At 70.3% G+C, this 18,442-nt stretch carries 18 protein-coding genes; 9 read left to right on the top strand and 9 right to left on the bottom strand.

The features are described 5' to 3' along the window. Positions 1-52 precede the first annotated feature (52 nt). Both ACNYS0_RS11485 and ACNYS0_RS11490 read left to right on the top strand, forming a co-directional pair. Positions 53-976 carry an LLM class F420-dependent oxidoreductase gene (locus tag ACNYS0_RS11485; RefSeq protein WP_422472960.1) on the top strand — a complete coding sequence of 308 codons (924 nt, stop codon included), beginning with the start codon at positions 53-55 and terminating at the stop codon, positions 974-976. Positions 977-1,198: 222 nt separating this feature from the next. Then, complete coding sequence (locus tag ACNYS0_RS11490; protein ID WP_422472962.1) at positions 1,199-1,387, top strand: hypothetical protein; 189 nt, start codon at positions 1,199-1,201, stop codon at positions 1,385-1,387. 64 nt (positions 1,388-1,451) lie between these two features. Here ACNYS0_RS11490 and ACNYS0_RS11495 read toward each other — a convergent pair whose 3' ends face one another. The 5 genes from ACNYS0_RS11495 to ACNYS0_RS11515 all read right to left on the bottom strand — a co-directional run bounded on the left by ACNYS0_RS11495 (position 1,452) and on the right by ACNYS0_RS11515 (position 5,130). Then, a complete protein-coding gene (locus ACNYS0_RS11495) occupies positions 1,452-1,955 on the bottom strand; it encodes a DUF6099 family protein (RefSeq protein ID WP_422472964.1) in 504 nt (167 codons plus the stop codon). 206 nt (positions 1,956-2,161) lie between these two features. After that, positions 2,162-2,539 (bottom strand): nucleotide pyrophosphohydrolase, encoded by a 378-nt coding sequence (locus ACNYS0_RS11500; RefSeq protein ID WP_422472966.1) that lies wholly within the window; start codon positions 2,537-2,539, stop codon positions 2,162-2,164. Then, complete coding sequence (locus tag ACNYS0_RS11505) at positions 2,536-3,702, bottom strand: AAA family ATPase (protein WP_422472968.1); 1,167 nt, start codon at positions 3,700-3,702, stop codon at positions 2,536-2,538. Before ACNYS0_RS11505 ends, ACNYS0_RS11500 begins: the two co-directional genes overlap by 4 nt. A gap of 119 nt (positions 3,703-3,821) precedes the next feature. After that, the gene (locus tag ACNYS0_RS11510) at positions 3,822-4,202 is read right to left on the bottom strand and encodes a cell division protein SepF (protein ID WP_422411687.1); all 381 of its coding nucleotides are present in this window, start codon (positions 4,200-4,202) and stop codon (positions 3,822-3,824) included. Between the two features lie 106 nt (positions 4,203-4,308). Next, positions 4,309-5,130 carry an ABC transporter ATP-binding protein gene (locus tag ACNYS0_RS11515; protein ID WP_422472970.1) on the bottom strand — a complete coding sequence of 274 codons (822 nt, stop codon included), beginning with the start codon at positions 5,128-5,130 and terminating at the stop codon, positions 4,309-4,311. Between the two features lie 246 nt (positions 5,131-5,376). On the opposite strand from ACNYS0_RS11515, the gene ACNYS0_RS11520 reads away from it, so the two are divergent. The 5 genes from ACNYS0_RS11520 to ACNYS0_RS11540 all read left to right on the top strand — a co-directional run bounded on the left by ACNYS0_RS11520 (position 5,377) and on the right by ACNYS0_RS11540 (position 10,592). Further along, positions 5,377-6,075 (top strand): FadR/GntR family transcriptional regulator, encoded by a 699-nt coding sequence (locus ACNYS0_RS11520; protein WP_422472972.1) that lies wholly within the window; start codon positions 5,377-5,379, stop codon positions 6,073-6,075. Then, positions 6,072-6,845, top strand: coding sequence for a creatininase family protein (locus ACNYS0_RS11525; RefSeq protein WP_422472974.1), 774 nt, complete (start codon positions 6,072-6,074; stop codon positions 6,843-6,845). The genes ACNYS0_RS11520 and ACNYS0_RS11525 overlap by 4 nt, the downstream gene beginning before the upstream one ends. Positions 6,846-6,900: 55 nt before the next feature. Then, positions 6,901-7,860, top strand: coding sequence for a CE1 family esterase (locus tag ACNYS0_RS11530; protein WP_422472976.1), 960 nt, complete (start codon positions 6,901-6,903; stop codon positions 7,858-7,860). Between the two features lie 15 nt (positions 7,861-7,875). Continuing rightward, positions 7,876-9,435, top strand: coding sequence for an AbgT family transporter (locus tag ACNYS0_RS11535; RefSeq protein WP_422472978.1), 1,560 nt, complete (start codon positions 7,876-7,878; stop codon positions 9,433-9,435). Between the two features lie 152 nt (positions 9,436-9,587). Beyond that, positions 9,588-10,592, top strand: coding sequence for a glycosyl hydrolase (locus ACNYS0_RS11540; protein ID WP_422472980.1), 1,005 nt, complete (start codon positions 9,588-9,590; stop codon positions 10,590-10,592). Here ACNYS0_RS11540 and ACNYS0_RS11545 read toward each other — a convergent pair. Genes ACNYS0_RS11545 through ACNYS0_RS11560 form a run of 4 tightly spaced genes read right to left on the bottom strand, consistent with a single transcriptional unit; the run spans position 10,582 to position 14,801 of the window. After that, positions 10,582-11,649 (bottom strand): LacI family DNA-binding transcriptional regulator, encoded by a 1,068-nt coding sequence (locus ACNYS0_RS11545; protein ID WP_422472982.1) that lies wholly within the window; start codon positions 11,647-11,649, stop codon positions 10,582-10,584. The two genes, ACNYS0_RS11540 and ACNYS0_RS11545, sit on opposite strands and share 11 nt — an antisense overlap. Beyond that, complete coding sequence (locus ACNYS0_RS11550) at positions 11,646-12,518, bottom strand: carbohydrate ABC transporter permease (protein ID WP_422472984.1); 873 nt, start codon at positions 12,516-12,518, stop codon at positions 11,646-11,648. The genes ACNYS0_RS11545 and ACNYS0_RS11550 overlap by 4 nt, the downstream gene beginning before the upstream one ends. Beyond that, a complete protein-coding gene (locus ACNYS0_RS11555; RefSeq protein ID WP_422472986.1) occupies positions 12,515-13,477 on the bottom strand; it encodes a carbohydrate ABC transporter permease in 963 nt (320 codons plus the stop codon). The genes ACNYS0_RS11550 and ACNYS0_RS11555 overlap by 4 nt, the downstream gene beginning before the upstream one ends. 1 nt (position 13,478) lies before the next feature. Then, entirely contained in the window at positions 13,479-14,801 is a 1,323-nt protein-coding gene (locus ACNYS0_RS11560; protein ID WP_422482594.1) for an ABC transporter substrate-binding protein, read from the bottom strand. A 211-nt stretch (positions 14,802-15,012) separates the two neighbouring features. Here ACNYS0_RS11560 and ACNYS0_RS11565 point away from each other — a divergent pair, with 211 nt between their 5' ends. Together ACNYS0_RS11565 and ACNYS0_RS11570 are read left to right on the top strand one after the other, a co-directional pair. Further along, positions 15,013-17,415: a glycoside hydrolase family 2 protein gene (locus ACNYS0_RS11565; protein WP_422472988.1), complete on the top strand. Its 2,403-nt coding sequence runs from the start codon at positions 15,013-15,015 to the stop codon at positions 17,413-17,415. Then, the gene (locus ACNYS0_RS11570; RefSeq protein ID WP_422472990.1) at positions 17,412-18,440 is read left to right on the top strand and encodes a LacI family DNA-binding transcriptional regulator; all 1,029 of its coding nucleotides are present in this window, start codon (positions 17,412-17,414) and stop codon (positions 18,438-18,440) included. Before ACNYS0_RS11565 ends, ACNYS0_RS11570 begins: the two co-directional genes overlap by 4 nt. Positions 18,441-18,442 lie beyond the last annotated feature (2 nt).

Raw genomic sequence — 18,442 nt, forward strand, 5'->3', positions numbered from 1 at the left:
CGACGGCGCCCGCATCATCGAAGCGCGCGCCCCTGACCTGCATGATGGGTGTATGGATCTTCGCGTATTCACCGAACCGCAGCAGGGTGCTACCTACGAGACGCTGCTCCGCGTCGCCAAGGCCGCCGAGGACTTGAACTACGGAGCCTTCTTCCGCTCGGACCACTACCTCCACATGGGATCCGTCGACGGTCTGCCGGGGCCCACGGACGCCTGGACGACGCTCGCCGGGCTCGCCCGCGAGACGAGCACGATCCGCCTCGGCACGCTGATGACCGCGGGCACCTTCCGCCTTCCCGGCGTCCTCGCCATCCAGGTCGCTCAGGTCGACCAGATGTCCGGCGGCCGCGTCGAACTGGGGCTCGGCTCCGGCTGGTACGAGGAGGAGCACTCCGCGTACGGCATCCCGTTCCCGAAGGAGAAGTTCGGGCGACTGGAGGAGCAGCTCGCCATCGTGACGGGCCTGTGGGAGACGCCGGTCGGGCAGCGCTTCAACTACGACGGGACCTTCTACCAGTTGAAGGACTCCCCGGCCCTGCCCAAGCCCACCCAGCCGCGCGTCCCGATCCTCGTCGGCGGCCACGGCGCCAAGAAGACCCCGGCCCTCGCCGCGAAGTACGCCACCGAGTTCAACATCCCCTTCGCCTCCATCGCGGACACCGAGCAGCAGTTCAAGCGGGTGAAGGCCGCGGCCGGCGAGCACGGCCGCGCCCAGGACGCGCTCACCTACTCCAACGCCCTCATCGCCTGCGTCGGCCGCACCGACGCCGAGGTCAAGCGCCGCGCCGACGCCATCGGCCGCGACGTCGACGAACTCAAGGCCAACGGCCTCGCCGGCTCCCCCGCCGAGGTCGTCGAACGCCTCGCCGCCTACCAAGCCGTGGGCTCCCAACGGATGTACCTCCAGATGCTCGACCTCGACGACCTGGACCACCTGGACCTGATCGCCTCCGAGGTGGCCCCACAGCTGAGCTGAGCCGCGGCGGAGCGGCCCCCTCTCGGCCCCGGCTCCACGGTCGGGTGAAATCGCGTCAACCCGGTGCGTGGTGGCGGGCGTGTGCAGTGACCCGGCCCCGGTCGTGATCGTTGACTCGGGCGGAGCCGGACCGCCCGGCACCCGCGCCGGCGGTCGCTGCCGGGCGTCACGATTGCGTCAACTCCCCTCCGCCTCCGGAGGGCGAGGGCCGAGGAGGCCGCCATGTCCCAGGAAGCCGTGCCCGATGAGGCCGTGCCCGACACGTCCCCGCCGGAGCAGGAAGGCGCGCCCAAGGGTCTGTTGCAGCAGATGGAAGAGCTGATGGCCGCGCTCAACGCCGACCTGACCCAGCTCGACGCCGACCTCCAGCAGCCGCCCAGGACGTCGCCGCCGACCGGTGAGGACGGCTGAGCGGGACGCCCACCGCGTCAGACGCCCGCGGAACCACCCCGGGCCGGCTCCGCGCCCGCCGGTCTCACGCCGCCGAGTCCGAGTCCGGCTCCGGCGTGGGCTCCCGGCCGGCGAGGGGCAGCGCACGGCAGCCCTCCGGGAGCCGCCGCAGTATCTCGAGGATTCTGTCCCGCGATTCGTCCGCCGCGTCGATCGCCTCCATGCACTGCCAGTAGGCTCCCTCCTCGGACGACTCGCTCGCCACCGCGACGAGCGCGATGCCCACGTCACCGAGGAGCGCCCCGAGGTCCATCAACGCCCGGTGCACATCGCCCAGTTCGGTCAGCTGCGCCGCCCGTATCCCCCCGGCTCCCACGACCGGTGTCGCCGATCCGCCGCTGCCTCGCGCCCCTGCTTCACCCAGCCCCAGCGCCTCGCCCCGCAATTCCGGTGGCCCCTGCATCGCGAGGCGGCTCCCCATCGCCTGCGCCAACGCCTGTGCCTGCCATGCCTCCCTCATGATGTCCCGCGGGTCCTGACTCTGCGCCAGGGCCCGTCGGCCGACCCCGATGAGCCGTACCGCATCCATCGCGTCCCCGTCCGTCTCCCGCCCGAACTCCTTCGTCCACTACCCAGAGTGAAGGCATGAGCGGCGAAAAGCCAGGGGAAGCCCGAAATCTGTGGACACACGGCCGAATGTGGATAAGTCAACGACTCCGGAGAGTGACATTCGTTGATCCGGTGGGCAGTTAACGGAGCCCCGCCACCACCCGCCCTGTCCGGCTCCCCCGGCTCTTATCCGGCCCCCTCGCCCCGCGCCGGGAACCGCCGCTCATTGCGGTCGATCTTGGCCGACAGCGCGGCCAGCGCGTCGACGCCCAGGACCTCGCAGAGTTGCAGGAGATACGCGAGGACGTCGGCGACCTCGTCCTCGACCCGGTGGGCCGATTCCGGTTCCTCCATCACGCGGGCCGACTGCTCGGGGGTCAACCACTGGAAGATCTCGACCAGTTCGGACGCCTCGACGCTCAGCGCGGCCGCGAGGTTCTTCGGTGTGTGGAAGGGCTGCCAGTCGCGGGCGACCGCGAACCGGGCGAGGCGCGCCTGGAGGCTCGCCACGTCGAGCGGACGGTGTTCTTCATGTACCTGGTCCTCTGCGCGTTCCTCGTTCATCGCCCCAGGTCTACCATCGCCGCACCCTCCGCCCGCGCTCCCCGCTCCGCCTCGGAGCCCTCGCCCACCGCGGCGACGAGCCGGATGTGCCCGCGGGCGCACATCCGGGCGGCCAGCGCGGTGAGTTCGGCGCACTGGGTGCGGTCGAGGCCCCGGTCGAAGCCGTCCGCGAGGACGGTCAGGCTCTGGTACGCCTCCGGGACCTCCGCCGCCGCGTCGACGGCGAGCACGCGGGGCCCGGTGAGCAGGACGAGCGCGAGCGCGAGGTACCTCAACTCCCCGTCGGCGAGCCTCTCGACGGGGCTGGTCACCCCGCCGCCGCGGTCGACGACGGCGCGCACGGCCCCGTTGGGCGCGGCCACGGCGCGTACGTCGGTCACCGGTCCCACGAGCCCCGCGCGGGCCGCCGCGACGAACAGCGCGTGCCTGGTGGCGCACTCGGCTCCGGTGCGGCGCAGCACCGCGGCGAGGTTGTCACAGCCGCCGTGCAGCCGGTCGGCCGCCGCGGGGGCCGGGGTGCGCATCCGCGCGGGGTCGGGGTCGCAGGCGAAGGTGGAGCGCAGGCCGACGACGACCTGTTCGGCCGCGGCGAGGACCTTGCGCTGCCCTTCGGTGCGGCCGGCGACGCGCAGCGGGAGCATCGCGGTGCCGAGCAGGTCGTCGGGGAGCGGTCCGCGGGTCACGGGCACGGAGCCCGCGGTGTGCCAGGCGGCCTGGACGTCGCGCCGGCCGGGGTCGCGCAGGGCGGTCTCCAGATAGGTGATGTCGGGCCCGGTCAGTCGTTCGCCGACGACGCGGAGTTCGGGTTCGACCTGGACGGCGAGGTCGAGGCGTACGGGTCCGACCGGGCCCTCGACGGTGCAGCCGAGGTGGAGTCCGCGCCGTCGTTCGGCGTCGGGCCGTGCGCGTTCGGGAACGTAGGCGCGGGGGTCGGGGAACACGTCCGCGAGGTGTGCTCCGCCGCCGAGTCCCGCGAGCGCCGCGAAGGCGCGCAGCAGGCTGGTCTTTCCGCTGCCGCTGGGGCCCGACACGGCGGTGAACGGGCCGAGGTGGACGGTGGTGCCGCGATGGCGGGCGAAGGCGGCGAGCCTGAGCCGGGTCACACGCGGGCGGTCGGGGGACGCGCCGGGGGTCGGGGCCGAGCCCCGGCGGAGCACGGTCATGGGACGAACGTAGGCGGGTCAGAAGCGCAGAACCGTTTGCGCGGAACGCCCTTCCTACGATCGGGGGACTATGCCCCTCGGGCTTGCCCGGACGTCCACCCGGGCCGACCGGGGTGCGATCACGAGACCGCGCCCTGCACAAGCCCTTGGACCTCGGTACCGGGAGGGGCCAGGAGGAAGACGTTGCGGTCGACGCGGTGCATGCCGCAGCCGAGGCCCATGACGACGCCGCTGCTGAAGTCCAGAACCCGCTTGGCCACTTCGGTCTCGGCGCCGGTCAGGTCGAGCAGCACCGGTATGCCGGACATGACGGTCTCGGCGACCTCGCGCGCGTCGCCGAAGACGTTGACGCGCAGGACCACGAAGCGGCGCCGAGGTTCGGTCTCCGCCTCGGGCATCGCCCGGTGGTCGACGGCTGACGGCCACTCGTTGCGGCTGCGCAGCGGCACGACCTGGGCGAGCCCTTCCCACTGTTCGTCGGTGACGTCGTGGCTGTTCAGTTCCCCCACCCCGTTTGGGCTCGCACTTGTGTCTGCACCGCCCAATTCTTACGCGATGTAACCCGTTCGGCCCAACACCGACACGGTCCGGAGCCCGTGCGTCCGGTCACACCTGGTCGGCGGAGCGCGCGAGCCAGCGGCCCGCGTGCCGCGTGACCTCGATCGGACGGCCGAAGCAGGACGTCATCAGGTCCTGCGTCAGGACGGTGTCCACGGCGCCGCTGGCGAGGACGCGGCCCTCGCGCAGCAGGAGGGCGTGGCTGATGGCCGGGGAGAGTTCTTCCAGGTGGTGGGTGACGGTGACGGTCGCCAACTCGGGCCGTCCGGCGGCGAGTTGACGCATGGTGTCGATGAGGTCCTCGCGCGAGGGCAGGTCGAGCGCGTTGAACGGCTCGTCGAGCAGGAGCAGCGCCGGGTCCGCCATGAGGGCGCGGGCGATGAGGAGGCGGGCCCGCTGACCGCCGGAACAGACGCCGTAGGGGCGGTCGGCGAGTTCCTTGATCTGGAGTTCGGCGAGCAGCGCGTGGGCGCGCTCGCGGGCCTCGTCGTCGTACGCCTTCCACAGCGGCTGGACGGTGCCGCTGTGTCCGGTGAGGACGACGGTGTGGCCTGGCAGATCCTGGGGGACGCGCTGCGAGGTGGAGACGTGGCCGATGAGGGCGCGCAGCTCGCGGACGTCGACGCGGCCGAGCCGGTGGCCGAGGACCTCGACGGTGCCGGTGGTGGGGTGGTTCGTGGCGCCGACGAGCCGCAGGATGCTGGTCTTGCCCGCGCCGTTCGGCCCGAGCAGCGCCCAGTGCTCGCCGGACCGTACGGTCCAGTCGATCTCGTCGAGGATGACCTGGCCGGTCGTGTAGCGGCGCATGCTCACGCCGTCGAGTGCGGCCACGGCACGGCCCTCGCCCCGGTTCCCGTCCGTCCCGTTCATGGCGCCTCCAGCCTCGTCGTACGACGGATGGAGAGTAGCTGTAAACAGCATTTATCCGGGCGGGCGTCCGAGTCGTGGACCGGCACGGGGTCCACCGGCCGGTGACCCCGGAGTTCCACCGGCCACCACTGCCCGCGCCCGCACCCCCGAGACCAGCATGGACGCCATGACCAACTACCCCGGAACAGAAATCGGTGCCGTGCACGACCGTTGACACCCCCACTGACCAAGTGATCTATTCACTTTATGAGTTACGCCGACCAACCCTCGCTGTCCGAGCGCCTCGCGGACGACATAGTCGAGATCATCCGTACCGAACGGCTCTCCCCCGGCGACGCCCTGGCCTCCTCGCGCGAGCTGGCCAAGCGGTTCGAGGTGACGACGCCGACCGTGCGGGAGGCGCTGCGGCGCCTGGAGGCCATGCAGGTCGTGGAGTTCCGGCACGGTTCGGGTACGTACGTCGGGCCCGGCGTGGAGCGGCGGCTGCTCGCCAATCCGCACCGGCCGCGCACCTCGCGGCGATCCGTGCTCGAACTCGTCGAGGCACGTCTCGTCGTCGAACCGGCGGTGGCGGCCGAGGCGGCCCGCATCCGACTTCCGCAAGGCGTCGAGCAGTTGGAGCACGCGGCGGCCAACGCCCTGTTCCCGCCCGAGGAGTCGCTGCGCCGCTCCGTGCACTTCCACGTGGCGCTCGCGACGGCCAGCGGCAACGCGCTCCTGAAGGAGACCGTCGAGGCGCTGCTCCAGGTCCGCGCCCGCGACCAGGTCGAGATCCGGCACCGCTACAACGACCGCGAGCGCGACCACGCCGAGCACCTCCAGATCGTCGAGGCGGTACGCGATGGCGACGCGGCGGCGGCCGAGCGGATCACTCGCGAGCACCTGACCGCGATCCGGGACGCCGTGCTCGGCGCCGAGTTCCCCGACGGAGGTGAGCTCGCGTGAGCACCGAAGAGCCGCTGCGGCTCGCCGAGTTGACCACGGAGGAGGCGGCCGAGGCCGTCACCCGCGCCCCCGTCGTCATCATCCCCGCCGGCGCCTACGAGCAGCACGGCCCCGGTATGCCGATCGCCACGGACACCATCCGCGCCGAGCGGATCGCCGACCTCGTCGGAGCCCGGCTCGCCGGCCGCGTGGTGATCGGCCCGCCGCTCCCGGTCGGCGTCTCGCCGCACCACATGGCGTTCGCGGGGACGGTGACGCTGACGACGACCACGTTCGCCGCCGTCGTGCGCGAGTACGTGGAGAGCCTGCGGCGGCACGGCTGGCGGCGGTTCCTGGTGCTCACCGGGCACGGCGGCAACAACGCGACGCTCACCACGGTGGCGCAGGACCTGCTCGTGTCCCACCCGGACGTGCGGTTCGCCTGGACGCCGGTCACGTCACTCGCGTCCGGCGTGATCGCGGAGATGGACGTGAGCGAGGTCAGCGGGCACAGCGGGGAGGCGGAGACCGCCCAAATGCTGCATCTGGCACCGGGCTTGGTGCACCAGGACCGTCTGAAGCCGGGGTCCTTCGCCATCGAAGGACTCACACCGCAGGCCCGCCTCGCCCGCACCTTCTCGCAGCCGACACTGACCCTGCCGTACGACGAGCTGAGCGCCAACGGGGTGCTCGGCGACCCGACGTCGGTCACCGCCGAGGACGGTCGGGGCATCGTGGACGCCGCCGTCGACCGCGTGTCCGCGTTCGTCGAAGGATGGCTCGACCTGTAAGCCGCAACCCGAACCCCGTCCCGTCCCCCTGAGCAACCCTCATTTAGGAGCCGCAATGAAGGGTCTACTTCGGCGTGCCTGCGTACTGGCCGCCGCGCTCGTCGCCGTACCGTTCGCCCCCGCCCAAGCCCACACCCCGACCCCCGCCTCTCCCCGTTCCGGCGGCTGCGACGCCCCCGCCCCGCAACCGCCCGGCACCAGCACCCTGCACACCATGACCAGCGGCGGCCGGGAGCGCACGTACCAGCTTCACCTCCCCGACGGGTATACGCCGGACCGCAGTTGGCCGCTGATCGTTGCCTACCACGGGCGCGGCAACACCGGTCCCGGAACGGAGGCGTTCTCGCGCCTGTCCACGCTGCCCGCGATCGTCGCCTACCCGAACGGCGTCGTCGGCACCGGCGACGGGGAGCGGCAGGCCTGGCAGGGCGCACCGTACGCGGCGGCCGGTGTGGACGACGTCGCGTTCACCGGGGATCTCCTCGACTCCCTCGAAGGCTCGCTCTGCGTGAACGAGCGGCGGGTGTACGCCACCGGCAAGTCGAACGGCGCCGGGTTCACCGGCCTGCTCGCGTGCCGGATGTCCGACCGCTTCGCTGCCGTGGCACCGGTCGCCGGGGCCTTCTACCCCGGCACCCGCGAGGGCGGCTGCGACCCGAAGCGCCCGATGCCGGTGCTCGACTTCCACGGCACCGGCGACACCACCATCCCGTACGCGGGTGACACCGACCGGGGGCTGCCCGCGATCCAGGACTGGGTGCGCGAGTGGGCCGACCGGGACGGCTGCCGCACCCGGACGCCCGACGAGGTCACCGAGCCCGACATCACGACGTCGCGGTGGACCGGCTGCGCGGGCGGCGCGGAGGTGGCGCACGTCGCGGTCACCGACGGCGGACACACCTGGCCGGGCGCCGACGGGTACAGCGGCGGCGGCTACACCACACAAACGATCCAGGCCCACAAGGTGATGTGGGCGTTCTTCGGCAACCACCAACTCCCGTCCGCGCCGCACTAGTTCGGAGCCGCCATCATGACCGTACAGAGAGAGGCCCCATCCTCCTCGGGCGCCGAGGCGGCACGGCTGCCCCTCGTCATCCGCGCCCTCGGTGTCGTCGAGCGGGCGGGGAACGCGCTGCCGCACCCGTTCTGGCTGTTCTGGATCCTGTCGGCGGTGCTCGCCGTCGTCAGCGCCGTGCTCGCCGGGCTCGACGTGTCCGTGGTGTCGCCCGCCGACCACAAGACGGTCGCCGTGCAGAACCTGCTCAGCGGCGACGGGCTCGCCATGGCGGTGTCGACGATGGTGTCGAACTTCGCCGAGTTCCCGCCGATGGCGACGATCGTGGTCGTCATCATGGGCGTCGCCGTCGCCGAGCGCAGCGGGTTCCTGTCCGCCGCGATGAAGGTCGGGGTCGCGCGGGTGCCCGCGTCGTGGGTGGTGTTCGCCGTCGCGTTCGCCGGGACGGTGGCGCACGTCGCGTCGGCCGCCGCGTACATCATCCTGGTGCCGCTCGGCGGGCTCGCCTTCCGTGCCGTGGGCCGCTCCCCGATCCTCGGCATCGTCGTGGCGTACACGTCGATCGCCTCCGGCTACGACGCGAGCCCGGTGCCCACACCGAACGACGCGATCTTCGCGGGCATCACGACGGCCGCCGCGAAGATCGCGGGCGGCGACGACGCGTATGTCTCGCCGCTGTCCAACTGGTTCTTCAACATCGCCAGTTCGCTGCTCCTCGCGACCGTCATCACGCTGGTCACGCGCTGGGTGCTGGCCAAGCGGCCCGATCTCGACCCGGATCCCGACGCCGACGTCGAGGACCTGGGCACGCTGGACCTCAGCGTCCGCGAACGGTCCGCGCTGCGGCGGGCACTGCTCGCGCTCGGCGGCGGCCTGGTGCTGGTCGTAGCGGCACTCGCGCCCACGTCCTCCCCGCTGCGCGGGGCCGGCGGCAGCATCGTCGAGTCGCCGTTCATCGACGGCATCGCGGCGGTCGTGGCCGTCCTGTTCGCGCTCACCGGCATCGTGTACGGAGCCCGCTCGGGGTCGATCGCGAAGCCCGGCGACGTACCGAAGCTGATGGCGGCGGGCGTGAAGCAGATGGCGCCGGTGCTCGTGCTGTTCTTCGCGATCGCCCAGTTCCTCGCCTACTTCGACTGGACGCACATCGGTGACGTCCTCGCGGTGCGGGCGGCGGAGCTGCTCGAACACAGCGGGATGCCGATCGTCGTCGTCTTCCTGCTGATCCTGCTTCTGCTGACCGTCGTCAACGTCATGGTGACCAGCGGCTCCGCGATGTGGGCACTGGCCGCGCCCGTCCTCGTACCGATGCTGATGCTGGCGCACGTGCCGGCCGAGACGACGCAGGCCCTGTTCCGCATCGCCGACTCCGGGTCGACCGCGATCACGCCGATGAGCCCGTACTTCGTGATGGCCCTCGGCTTCCTCCAGCGCTACCGCAAGGACGCGGGCATCGGCACGCTCGCCGCGTACACGCTGCCGCTGGCGATCGCGATGACGGCGGCGTGGACACTGCTGTTCCTCGCGTGGTGGGCGCTGGGGATTCCGCTGGGCCCCGGGGCGCCGGTGCGCTGAACCGCCGTCCCCGTGACGGCGTTTACAAAACGTTCAGTAAACAATGCGGTCCACAGCTCCCGGGAATCCACGGAACCCATTGACGCCCGACGGAATTACCGCCACCGTCTTGGCGACAAGCATTCCGCTCATTCCCGAGAGCTGGGACACCCATGAAAAGAATCAAACACGGAGTCGCCTTCCTGGCGGCGTCCGCGGCCATCGCGGCCGGCCTCTTCGCCTGGCCCGCCTCCGAATCCGCGCAGGCGTTCCCGCCGAGTTCCAAACAGACCGTGCTGAATTACTTACGGTCCGTTTCCGGGAATCACATCGTTTCCGGCCAGCACAACAAGGAGCCCGCCACCGCCCCCGGCCAGTACACGCAACAGGTCAAGGACATCACCGGCCAGTACCCCGGCTTGTGGGGCGGCGACCTGATGTTCAACGCCACCGACGTGGCGAACCGGCAGCGGGTGATCGACCAGGCGAAGACGGAGTGGAAGAACGGGTCGCTCGTCAGCCTGACCTGGCATGTCTGCCCGCCGACCGGAGGCAGCAGCTGCGCTTTCGAAGGTGGCGTGAAGTCGAACATCTCGGATGCGCAGTTCTCCCAGCTCGTCACCGACGGCAGCGCGCTGAACACGGCGTGGAAGAAGCGGCTCGACGAAGTCGTGCCGTATCTCAAGCAGTTGAAGGACGCGGGAGTGCCCGCCCTCTTCCGTCCGCTCCACGAAATGAACGAGTCGTGGAACTGGTGGGGCAATCGGCCGGGCGCGAACGGCAGCGCACGCCTGTACCAGATCACGCACGACTATCTGGCCAACACCAAGGGCCTCGACAATCTGATCTGGGTGTGGAACGTGCAGGACAATCCGGCGGGCGGCTGGAGCCGTTACTACCCAGGCAGCCAGTATGTCGATGTCGTGTCCCTCGACGCCTGGTACAAGAATTACCCGAGTTCCGCCGACTATCAGCAGATGCGGAGCATCGCCGGCACCAAGCCCATGGCCATCGCGGAAATGGGCAAGATGCCGAACGCTGCGCTGCTGTCGAGCCAGCCGCAGTGGGCCTGGTTCATGCTGTGGTCCGAGCAGCTGCGCGGGAACAACACCAACGCCGAGATCCAGTCGACGTACTTCCACCCCCGCGTCCTGAACCAGGGCGAGCTCACGCTCTGACCCCCGGGACCGAACCCGTGCCCCGCGGCGGCGCGCTGCTGCCGCGGGGCACGAGGACGGGCGGCGCGACCGGCTCCGACGAAGGGTTGCGGCGGTGGACGACATCGAAGAGGCGGCGGGTGACATCGGCGCCGAAGGCGAAGACGTCGTGGCTCATGGCGGACAGGTCCGGGTGCGTGAGCCGGCACAGCTGGGAGTCGTCCCAGGCGATGAGGCTGACGTCCTCCGGGACGTTCAGGCCCAGTTCGGCGGCCGCCGCGAGGCCCGCGACCGCCATGATGTCGTTGTCGTAGACGATCGCCGTGGGCGGCCGCGCCGAGGAGAGCAGCCCGCGGGTGGCGCGGGCGCCCTGCTCGCCGGAGAAGTCGGTGGTGATGCTGCGGGCCGGTTCGAGGCCGAGGTCGGCGACGGCACGGTTCAGCGCGGTGGTGCGCAGGATGGTGTGGCCGAGCGCCGGGTGGCCGCCGACCCGGGCGATCCGCCGGTGCCCGAGCGCGGCGAGATGGCGTACCGCCTCGCGCACGGCGGTCTCGTCGTCCGTCCACACGGAGGTGTAGCCGCCGGTCAGGGACGGATGGCCGACCGCGACGGCCGGGAGTCCGATGGCCCGCAGAGCGCTGATCCGGGGGTCGTCGTGCTGGAGGTCGACCAGGATGGATCCGGCGATCCGGCGGGAGCGCCACCACTGCCGGTGCACGGCGATCTCCCGGGCGGTGTCCCGCACGAGGTGGAGGAGGAGCGAGCAGCCGTGCTCCTCAAGGACCGATTCGGCGCCGGAGATGAACTCCACGTAGAACGGCTCCAGTTGGAGCTGCCGTGCCGGGCGAGCGATGACGAGGCCGACGGTGTCCGCGGCGCCGGTCTCCGTCCCGGACAGCTTGCCCGGTGCCCGGGTCGGCGACCAGCCCAGCTCGGCGACCGCCGCCATGATGCGGCCGCGCGTGGCGTCGGAGACCCCGGGCCGGTTGTTGTACGCGAGGGAGACGGCGCCCCGCGACACCCCGGCGCGGGCCGCGACGTCGGTGATCGTGACGCGTCGTGCGGTCCTGCCGGTCATTTCGTGGCACCGGCCGCGAAGCCGTTGTAGATGTAGCGCTGGAGGAAGAGGAAGACGAGCAGCGTCGGCAGGATCACGAGGATGGCGCCGGCGGAGATGTCCTCCCAGTGCGCGCCGAACGGCCCCTTGAAGCGGAACAGGGCCGTGGAGATCGTGCCGTGCTCCTCGGACGGCAGGTAGAGGAACGGGATGTAGAAGTCGTTGTACGTCGTGATGCCCTTGACGATGACGACGGTGGCGATGGCCGGCTTGAGCAGCGGCAGGATGATCTTCCAGTAGATGGTGAAGGTGTTGGCACCGTCGATCCTCGCGGCCTCGTCGAGGGAGGTCGGGATGGACCTGATGAACTGAAGGAAGATGTAGATCGAGACGATGTCCGTGCCCATGTAGAGCAGGACCGGCGCCCACCGCGAGTCGAACAGGCCGAAGCTGTTGACCACTTGGAAGGTGGCGACCTGCGTCGTCACCCCCGGCACGAGCGTGGCGAAGAGAAACAACGCCATGACCGTCTTCTTCAGCCGGAACCGGAAACGGTCGATGGCGTACGCCGTCATCGAGCCGATGAGGACGGTGCCGGTGATCGAGAACAGCAGGATGAACGCCGTGTTCCCGAACGCCGTGAGCATCTTGCCGTCGCGGAACGCCGTGACGTAGTTGGAGAGGTTCAGCCAGTTGTCCGGGAGGCTGAACGCCCCACCGCCCCGGGTGAGTTCGCCCGACGACTTCAACGACGTGAGGAACACGACGGCGAGCGGCAGCAGGACCACGAGGGCGGCGACGACCAGCGAGAGATACGTGAGGGCCGTGCCGACGCGCGGCCGCCCGCGGGCGGTGCCGGCCCTGTCCTGCGGTACGGGGAGCACGGTCATACGAGATCCACCTTCTCGTCGGGCACCAGGCGGCGCTGGATCCACGTGATCAGCAGAATGATCAGGAGCAGCACCACGGCGCAGGCCGAGGCGAGCCCCGTCTTGTTGAACTGGAAGGCGAGCTTCACCGTCTGGATGACGAAGGTCGACGTCCCGGTCGCGCCGCCGGTCATGATGTACGGGATCTCGAACACGGCGAGCGAACCGGAGACCGCGAGGATCACGCTGAGGCTCAGCACCGGCTTGATGCCCGGCGCGATGATGTGCCGGAACTGCTGCCAGCGACTCGCGCCGTCGAGCTGCGCGGCTTCGTACAGCTCCCCCGGGATCGACTGGATCGCGCCGAGGAACAGCACGAAGTTGAGTCCGGTGAACCGCCACACGGACACCCCGGCGAGCGAGGTGTTCGCCGACTCCGCGTCACCGAGCCACGCGTGGTCGCCGCCGACCCCGAACCACGACAGGACCGAGTCGAGGGTGCCGCCGTCCTGGAAGAAGTACAGGAAGACGAAGCCGATGGCGACGCCGTTGATCAGGTACGGGAAGAACAGGATGCCCTTGAAGAGGTTGCGGAAGCGCAGGTCGAAGCTGAGCACCGTCGCGAAGTAGAGCGCGATCACGATCTGCACGGCGGACGCGGCCAGATAGTAGAAGCTGACGAAGAACACCCTGAACAGCTCTGGCCGCGTGAAGAGTTGGGTGTAGTTGTCGACCCCGGTGAAGTCGCGATCGGGGCTGACGCCGTCCCAGTCGGTGAGGCTGTAATAGATCATGTTCCCGACCGGCACATACGTGAACGTAATCAACAACCCGAGCGGCACCAGCAGAAACAGCCAGGGGGTGAGCCGGGTGAGTATTTCAAGCCCCTGCGGCGATTGAGCAGCGGGGTCCGGGGCAGAGCCCCGAGACGTCGGACCGGGCGGCGTCACGAACTCGGTGGACTTCGCGTCGGAGACCATGTCACCCACCCGCCGTGGCCGCCGCATCGGCCCACCGCTTGTCCAGCTCCGCGAAGTACCCCTCCACCGATCCCTTCTGCGCCCCCCGCGCGATGTCGACGAGCTTCTGCCGGTAGTCCGGCTTGCTGAACCCGATCTCCGCCGCGTTGTCGATGGCGTTGACCTGCGCGGTCTTGGCCTCCGAGCGCTCGATGTACTTGACATCGTTGTCCTCGTAGGACTTCAGCGTGGCCGGCATCGGCGCGGAGCGCAGCGCGGAGACGGCCCCCTCCTTGGCCGCGTAGCCGGACTTCTCGGTGAACCAGTCGATCCAGGCACGGGCGGCGGCCTTGTGCTCGGAGTGGATGTTCACGGCCTGCTGGTAGTCGGAGAGCAGGGTGGCGCAGAACTGCCCGTCCTTCCGCACGGGGAACGGCATGAACCCGATGTCGTCCGGGTTCTCGCCCGCCTTCTTCGCGGCGTCCCGCATCTGCGTGACGGCCCAGGAGCCGAGCAGCATGCTCGATATCTTCCCCTTGGCCAGCAGGTTCTTGGAGTTCTCCCAGTTGGTGGTGGTCGGGTCCTGCTCCGCGTACTTGTCGTGGACGATGTCGTACAGGAGCGTGTCGATGACGTTGAGGTCGCTGCCCTCGGCCCACGGCTTCTTGTCGGTGGCGAGCTTGTCGTTGGCCTTCACGTCACAGCTCACCGAGCCGATGGAGTTGGACCAGGGACTGCTGAGCGGCCAGCCGTCCTTGAAGTTCGTGTAGTACGGCACCGAGTCCGTCTTCCCCTTGACCGCCTTGAGGTCGTCGAGCAACTCCTGCGGCGTTGTGGGCCACTTGGTGATGCCGGCCTTCTTCCACACGGCCTTGTTGTAGAGGAATCCGTTGACCGTGCCGAAGCTGGCGATGCCGTACGTCTTCCCCTGGACGTCCGTCTTGCCGGTGAAGCGGTACGTCTTCTTCAGGTCGGAGGTCTCGCCGAGCGGGGCGAAGAACTTCGGGTAGTCGTTCTTGGCGATGACGCCGGGGATCATCAGCACGTCACCGTAGTTCTCGGTGTTCATGCGGATCTTGACTTCGCCCTCGTAGTCGGTGATGCCCTCGAACTCGACCTTCACCTTGGGGTACGTCTTGTTGAACTCGGCGGCGTACTTCTTCATCGCGCCGCTCTGCACGAGATCGGTGCGGTGGGTCAGGACCTTGATGGTGCCCGACACGTCCTTGGGGTCGGTGGGCGCCTTCGCCTCCCCGCCCGTGCCCGTGCCTCCTCCACTGCACCCCGCGACGGCCAGCATCGCGGTGGCGAGCAGCGCGACGCCCAACGGCTTGCTCGGCTTCATCCTCATGTGCCCCACTCCTTCGAGGGTTTGACGGCTCAGGCCCAGCGGCTGACGGCACTATGGCAGCGAACCGTGAACCGGTAAAGCCCCTTGGCGCGGTGAACCAGCAGATCCCCCTAGGGGAAGGGGACTAGACCGGTTCACACAACCGGAGTTAGGTTGGCGCGGATCGCGAACTCCGGCCTGATGTACGCCCGATGGGAGCCGCACTATGAAGGACGCCGTCCAGCTCGGCGAGGACTGGAGCCTCGACCACGACGGGACCGGGATCCCCGCCCGTGTCCCCGGCTGTGTCCACACCGACCTCCTGGCCGCGGGCCTGATCCCGGACCCGTTCCTCGGCACGAACGAGCGCGAGGTCGAGTGGGTGGGCCGGCGCTCCTGGACATACGTGACTCTTCTGCCGACGACTCAAGGCGCCCATGAACGAACGGACCTGGTCTTCGACGGCATCGACACGGCGGCCCGCATCACCGTCGACGGGGAGCCGCTCGCCCGCACCCGCAACATGCACCGCTCGTACCGGTTCGACGTCACCGGCCGCTCCGGCGAACTGCGGGTGGACTTCGCCTCCGCCTACGAAGAGGCGGCCGCTGTGAGGGAGTTGACCGGCGAGCGCCCCAACGTCTATCCGGCGCCGTCCCAGTACATCCGCAAGATGGCCTGCTCCTTCGGCTGGGACTGGGGACCCACCGTCGTGACGGCGGGCCTGTGGCGCCCGGTCCGGATCGAGCGCTGGTCGACCGCCCGCCTCGCGCGGGTACGGCCCTTGGTGACGGTCGACGGTTCAACAGGGCGCGTCGATTTGCGAGTTGAGGTCGAGTGCACCGGGCGTGGCGCCGAACGGCCGCTCACGGCGCGGGCCTCGGTGGCGGGCGTGGAGGTGCACGCCTCCGTGGAGGGCGACGCGGCCACCCTCGTCCTGGACGTTCCGGACGTACGCCTCTGGTGGCCGCGCGGGTACGGCGAACAGCCGCTTTACGACGTCGAGTTGACGCTGCTCGACGGCTCGGAAGAGCTGGACACCTGGCGGCGCCGCGTGGGCTTCCGTACCGTCGAGATCGACCAGAGCGCCGACGACCACGGCACCGGCTTCACCTTCGTCGTCAACGGCGTCCGCATCTTCGTACGCGGTATCAACTGGATCCCCGACGACGTCCTGCCCTCGCGCATCACCCCCGGGCGCTACCGCACCCGCCTCACCCAGGCCGCGGAGGCCAACGTCGATCTCGTCCGCGTCTGGGGCGGCGGCATCTACGAGGACGACGCCTTCTACGACGCGTGCGACGAGCTGGGCCTCATGGTCTGGCAGGACTTCCCCTTCGCCTGCTCCGCCTACCCGGAGGAGCAGCCGCTGCGCGGCGAGGTAGAGGCCGAGGCGCGCGAGAACGTGTGCCGCCTGATGCCGCACCCCAGCCTCGTCCTGTGGAACGGCAACAACGAGAACCTGTGGGGCTTTCGCGAGTGGGGCTGGGAGGACGAGCTCGCCGGGGACTCCTGGGGCGAGGGCTACTACCTCGGCCTGCTGCCGCGTGTGGTCGCCGAGCTGGACCCCACGCGCCCCTACACCGCAGGCAGCCCCTGGTCCGGCTCCTGGGACCACCACCCCAACGATGCCGACCACGGCACATTCCACTCGTGGGAGGTGTGGAACCGGCTCGACTACACCGAGTACCTGTCCGAAGTCCCGCGCTTCGTCGCCGAGTTCGGCTGGCAGGCGCCGCCCGCGATGGCCACGCTGCGCCGCGCCCTGCCCGGTGAGCGGCTCGCGTCCGACTCCCCCGGCATGCTGCACCACCAGAAGGCGGAGGACGGGAACGGAAAGCTTCAGCGCGGCCTGGAGCGCCATTTCGTCGCGCCCGAGGGCGATTTCGACCGCTGGCACTATCTGACGCAGGTCGTACAGGCCCGCGCCGTCGCCACCGGCATCGAGCACTGGCGCGCCAACTGGCCGCGCTGCGCGGGCACCGTCGTCTGGCAGCTCAACGACTGCTGGCCGGTCAGCTCCTGGTCCGCGGTCGACGGCGACGGCCGCCTCAAGCCGCTCCACCACGAACTGCGACGGGTGTACGCGGACCGGCTCCTGACCCTTCAACCAGTCCGCGAAGAACCGGAGTTGGTGTTGTCGAATCTTGGCGCCTCGCCCTGGACCACCACCGTCACCCTGCGTCTGATGCGCGCCGACGGGACCATGGCCGGGCAGGCCCGGCTGCGGGCGAGCGCCGGCCCGCGTCAGGTGACGCGGGTGCCGGTGCCGCGCTCGGTGCTGCCCGCGGCGGGTTCGGCCAAGGAGTTCCTGGTCGCGGACGCGGACGGCTCGCGTGCGCTGCACTTCCCCGTGCGGGACAAGGAGTTCGGCTACCCGGAGCCCCGCTTCACGGTCGTGACCGAGACCGTCGGCGGGGACCCGGATACAGTCGACGTCGTGGTGACCGCCCAGACCCTCGTACGCGACCTGCTGCTCCAGCCCGACCGCGTCGCGCCGCACGCGCGCGCCGACCGCGGCCTGGTCACGCTGCTGCCCGGCGAGCGGGCCCGGATCCGCCTCACCGGCGCACGCGGCGCCGGAGCCAACGCGATCCGCTCCGCCCTCTTCTGCGTGGAACCGGCGTGAGCGCCCCCATCCGGAACGTCACCATCAAGGACGTCGCGGCGGCCGCCGGGGTGTCCAAGGGTGCGGTGTCGATCGCGTTCAACCAGAAGCCGGGGCTCTCCGAGGCCACCCGCGAGCGGATCTTCGCCGCCGCGCGGGAGCTGGGCTGGGCGCCGAACTCCTCGGCGCGCAGCCTCTCCCGGCGCACCACGGACACGATCGGTCTCGCGCTGTGCCGCCCGGCGCGGCTGCTCGGCCTCGAACCGTTCTACATGGAGTTCATCTCCGGCATCGAGAGCGTCCTGGCCGAGCACTCCTGCTCTCTCCTCCTGCGCCTGGTGAGCAGCCTGGAGGAGGAGATCGCGCTCCAGCAGACGTGGTGGCGCGAGCGGCAGATCGGCGGCAGCGTCCTGGTCGACTTCCACCAGGACGACCCGCGCGTCGAACCGCTCACCCGCATCGGCCTCCCGGCCGTCGCGGTCGGCCACCCCGACCTCACGGGCGGCCTGCCCTCCGTGTGGACCGACGACGCCACCGCGATGACGGAGGCCGTGCACTATCTCGCGGCGCTCGGCCACCGCAGGATCGCCCGCGTCGGCGGCCCGGCCGACCTCGGGCACAGCGCGATCCGCGAGGAGGCGTTCCAGTCGACGCTGCGCGGGCTCGGCCTCGACGCGAGCCTGCACCTCACCACCGGCTTCGCGGACGAGGAGGGGGCCCGCGCCACGCGTTCCCTCCTGCTGCGCCCCGACCGCCCGACCGCGATCGTCTACGACAACGACATCATGGCGGTGGCCGGGCTCGGGGTCGCCGCCGAGATGGGGGTGGCGGTCCCCGACGAGCTCTCGCTCCTTGCCTGGGACGACTCCCAGCTCTGCCGCCTCACCCACCCCACGCTGTCCGCGATGAGCCATGACGTGCACAGCTTCGGAGCCCAGGTCACCCGCGTCCTCTTCGACATCATCGCGGGCAACCCGGCGAAACCGGGTCCGGTGCCCACGCCTTCGCTGACGCCGAGGGGGTCGACGGCGCCACCGCGAGGGTGACG

The sequence above is a fragment of the Streptomyces anthophorae genome (assembly GCF_049310305.1).
Classification (GTDB): Bacteria; Actinomycetota; Actinomycetes; order Streptomycetales; family Streptomycetaceae; genus Streptomyces.

Excerpts from the sequence above, each read along its gene's own strand:
- ACNYS0_RS11550 (WP_422472984.1), bottom strand. The coding sequence starts at position 12,518 with ATGACCGTGCTCCCCGTACCGCAGGACAGGGCCGGCACCGCCCGCGGG.
- ACNYS0_RS11535 (WP_422472978.1), top strand. The coding sequence starts at position 7,876 with ATGACCGTACAGAGAGAGGCCCCATCCTCCTCGGGCGCCGAGGCGGCA.
- ACNYS0_RS11530 (WP_422472976.1), top strand. The coding sequence starts at position 6,901 with ATGAAGGGTCTACTTCGGCGTGCCTGCGTACTGGCCGCCGCGCTCGTC.
- ACNYS0_RS11560 (WP_422482594.1), bottom strand. The coding sequence starts at position 14,801 with ATGAAGCCGAGCAAGCCGTTGGGCGTCGCGCTGCTCGCCACCGCGATG.
- ACNYS0_RS11500 (WP_422472966.1), bottom strand. The coding sequence starts at position 2,539 with ATGAACGAGGAACGCGCAGAGGACCAGGTACATGAAGAACACCGTCCG.
- ACNYS0_RS11565 (WP_422472988.1), top strand. The coding sequence starts at position 15,013 with ATGAAGGACGCCGTCCAGCTCGGCGAGGACTGGAGCCTCGACCACGAC.
- ACNYS0_RS11505 (WP_422472968.1), bottom strand. The coding sequence starts at position 3,702 with ATGACCGTGCTCCGCCGGGGCTCGGCCCCGACCCCCGGCGCGTCCCCC.
- ACNYS0_RS11490 (WP_422472962.1), top strand. The coding sequence starts at position 1,199 with ATGTCCCAGGAAGCCGTGCCCGATGAGGCCGTGCCCGACACGTCCCCG.
- ACNYS0_RS11515 (WP_422472970.1), bottom strand. The coding sequence starts at position 5,130 with ATGAACGGGACGGACGGGAACCGGGGCGAGGGCCGTGCCGTGGCCGCA.
- ACNYS0_RS11520 (WP_422472972.1), top strand. The coding sequence starts at position 5,377 with ATGAGTTACGCCGACCAACCCTCGCTGTCCGAGCGCCTCGCGGACGAC.
- ACNYS0_RS11555 (WP_422472986.1), bottom strand. The coding sequence starts at position 13,477 with ATGGTCTCCGACGCGAAGTCCACCGAGTTCGTGACGCCGCCCGGTCCG.
- ACNYS0_RS11485 (WP_422472960.1), top strand. The coding sequence starts at position 53 with ATGGATCTTCGCGTATTCACCGAACCGCAGCAGGGTGCTACCTACGAG.
- ACNYS0_RS11545 (WP_422472982.1), bottom strand. The coding sequence starts at position 11,649 with ATGACCGGCAGGACCGCACGACGCGTCACGATCACCGACGTCGCGGCC.
- ACNYS0_RS11540 (WP_422472980.1), top strand. The coding sequence starts at position 9,588 with ATGAAAAGAATCAAACACGGAGTCGCCTTCCTGGCGGCGTCCGCGGCC.
- ACNYS0_RS11495 (WP_422472964.1), bottom strand. The coding sequence starts at position 1,955 with ATGGATGCGGTACGGCTCATCGGGGTCGGCCGACGGGCCCTGGCGCAG.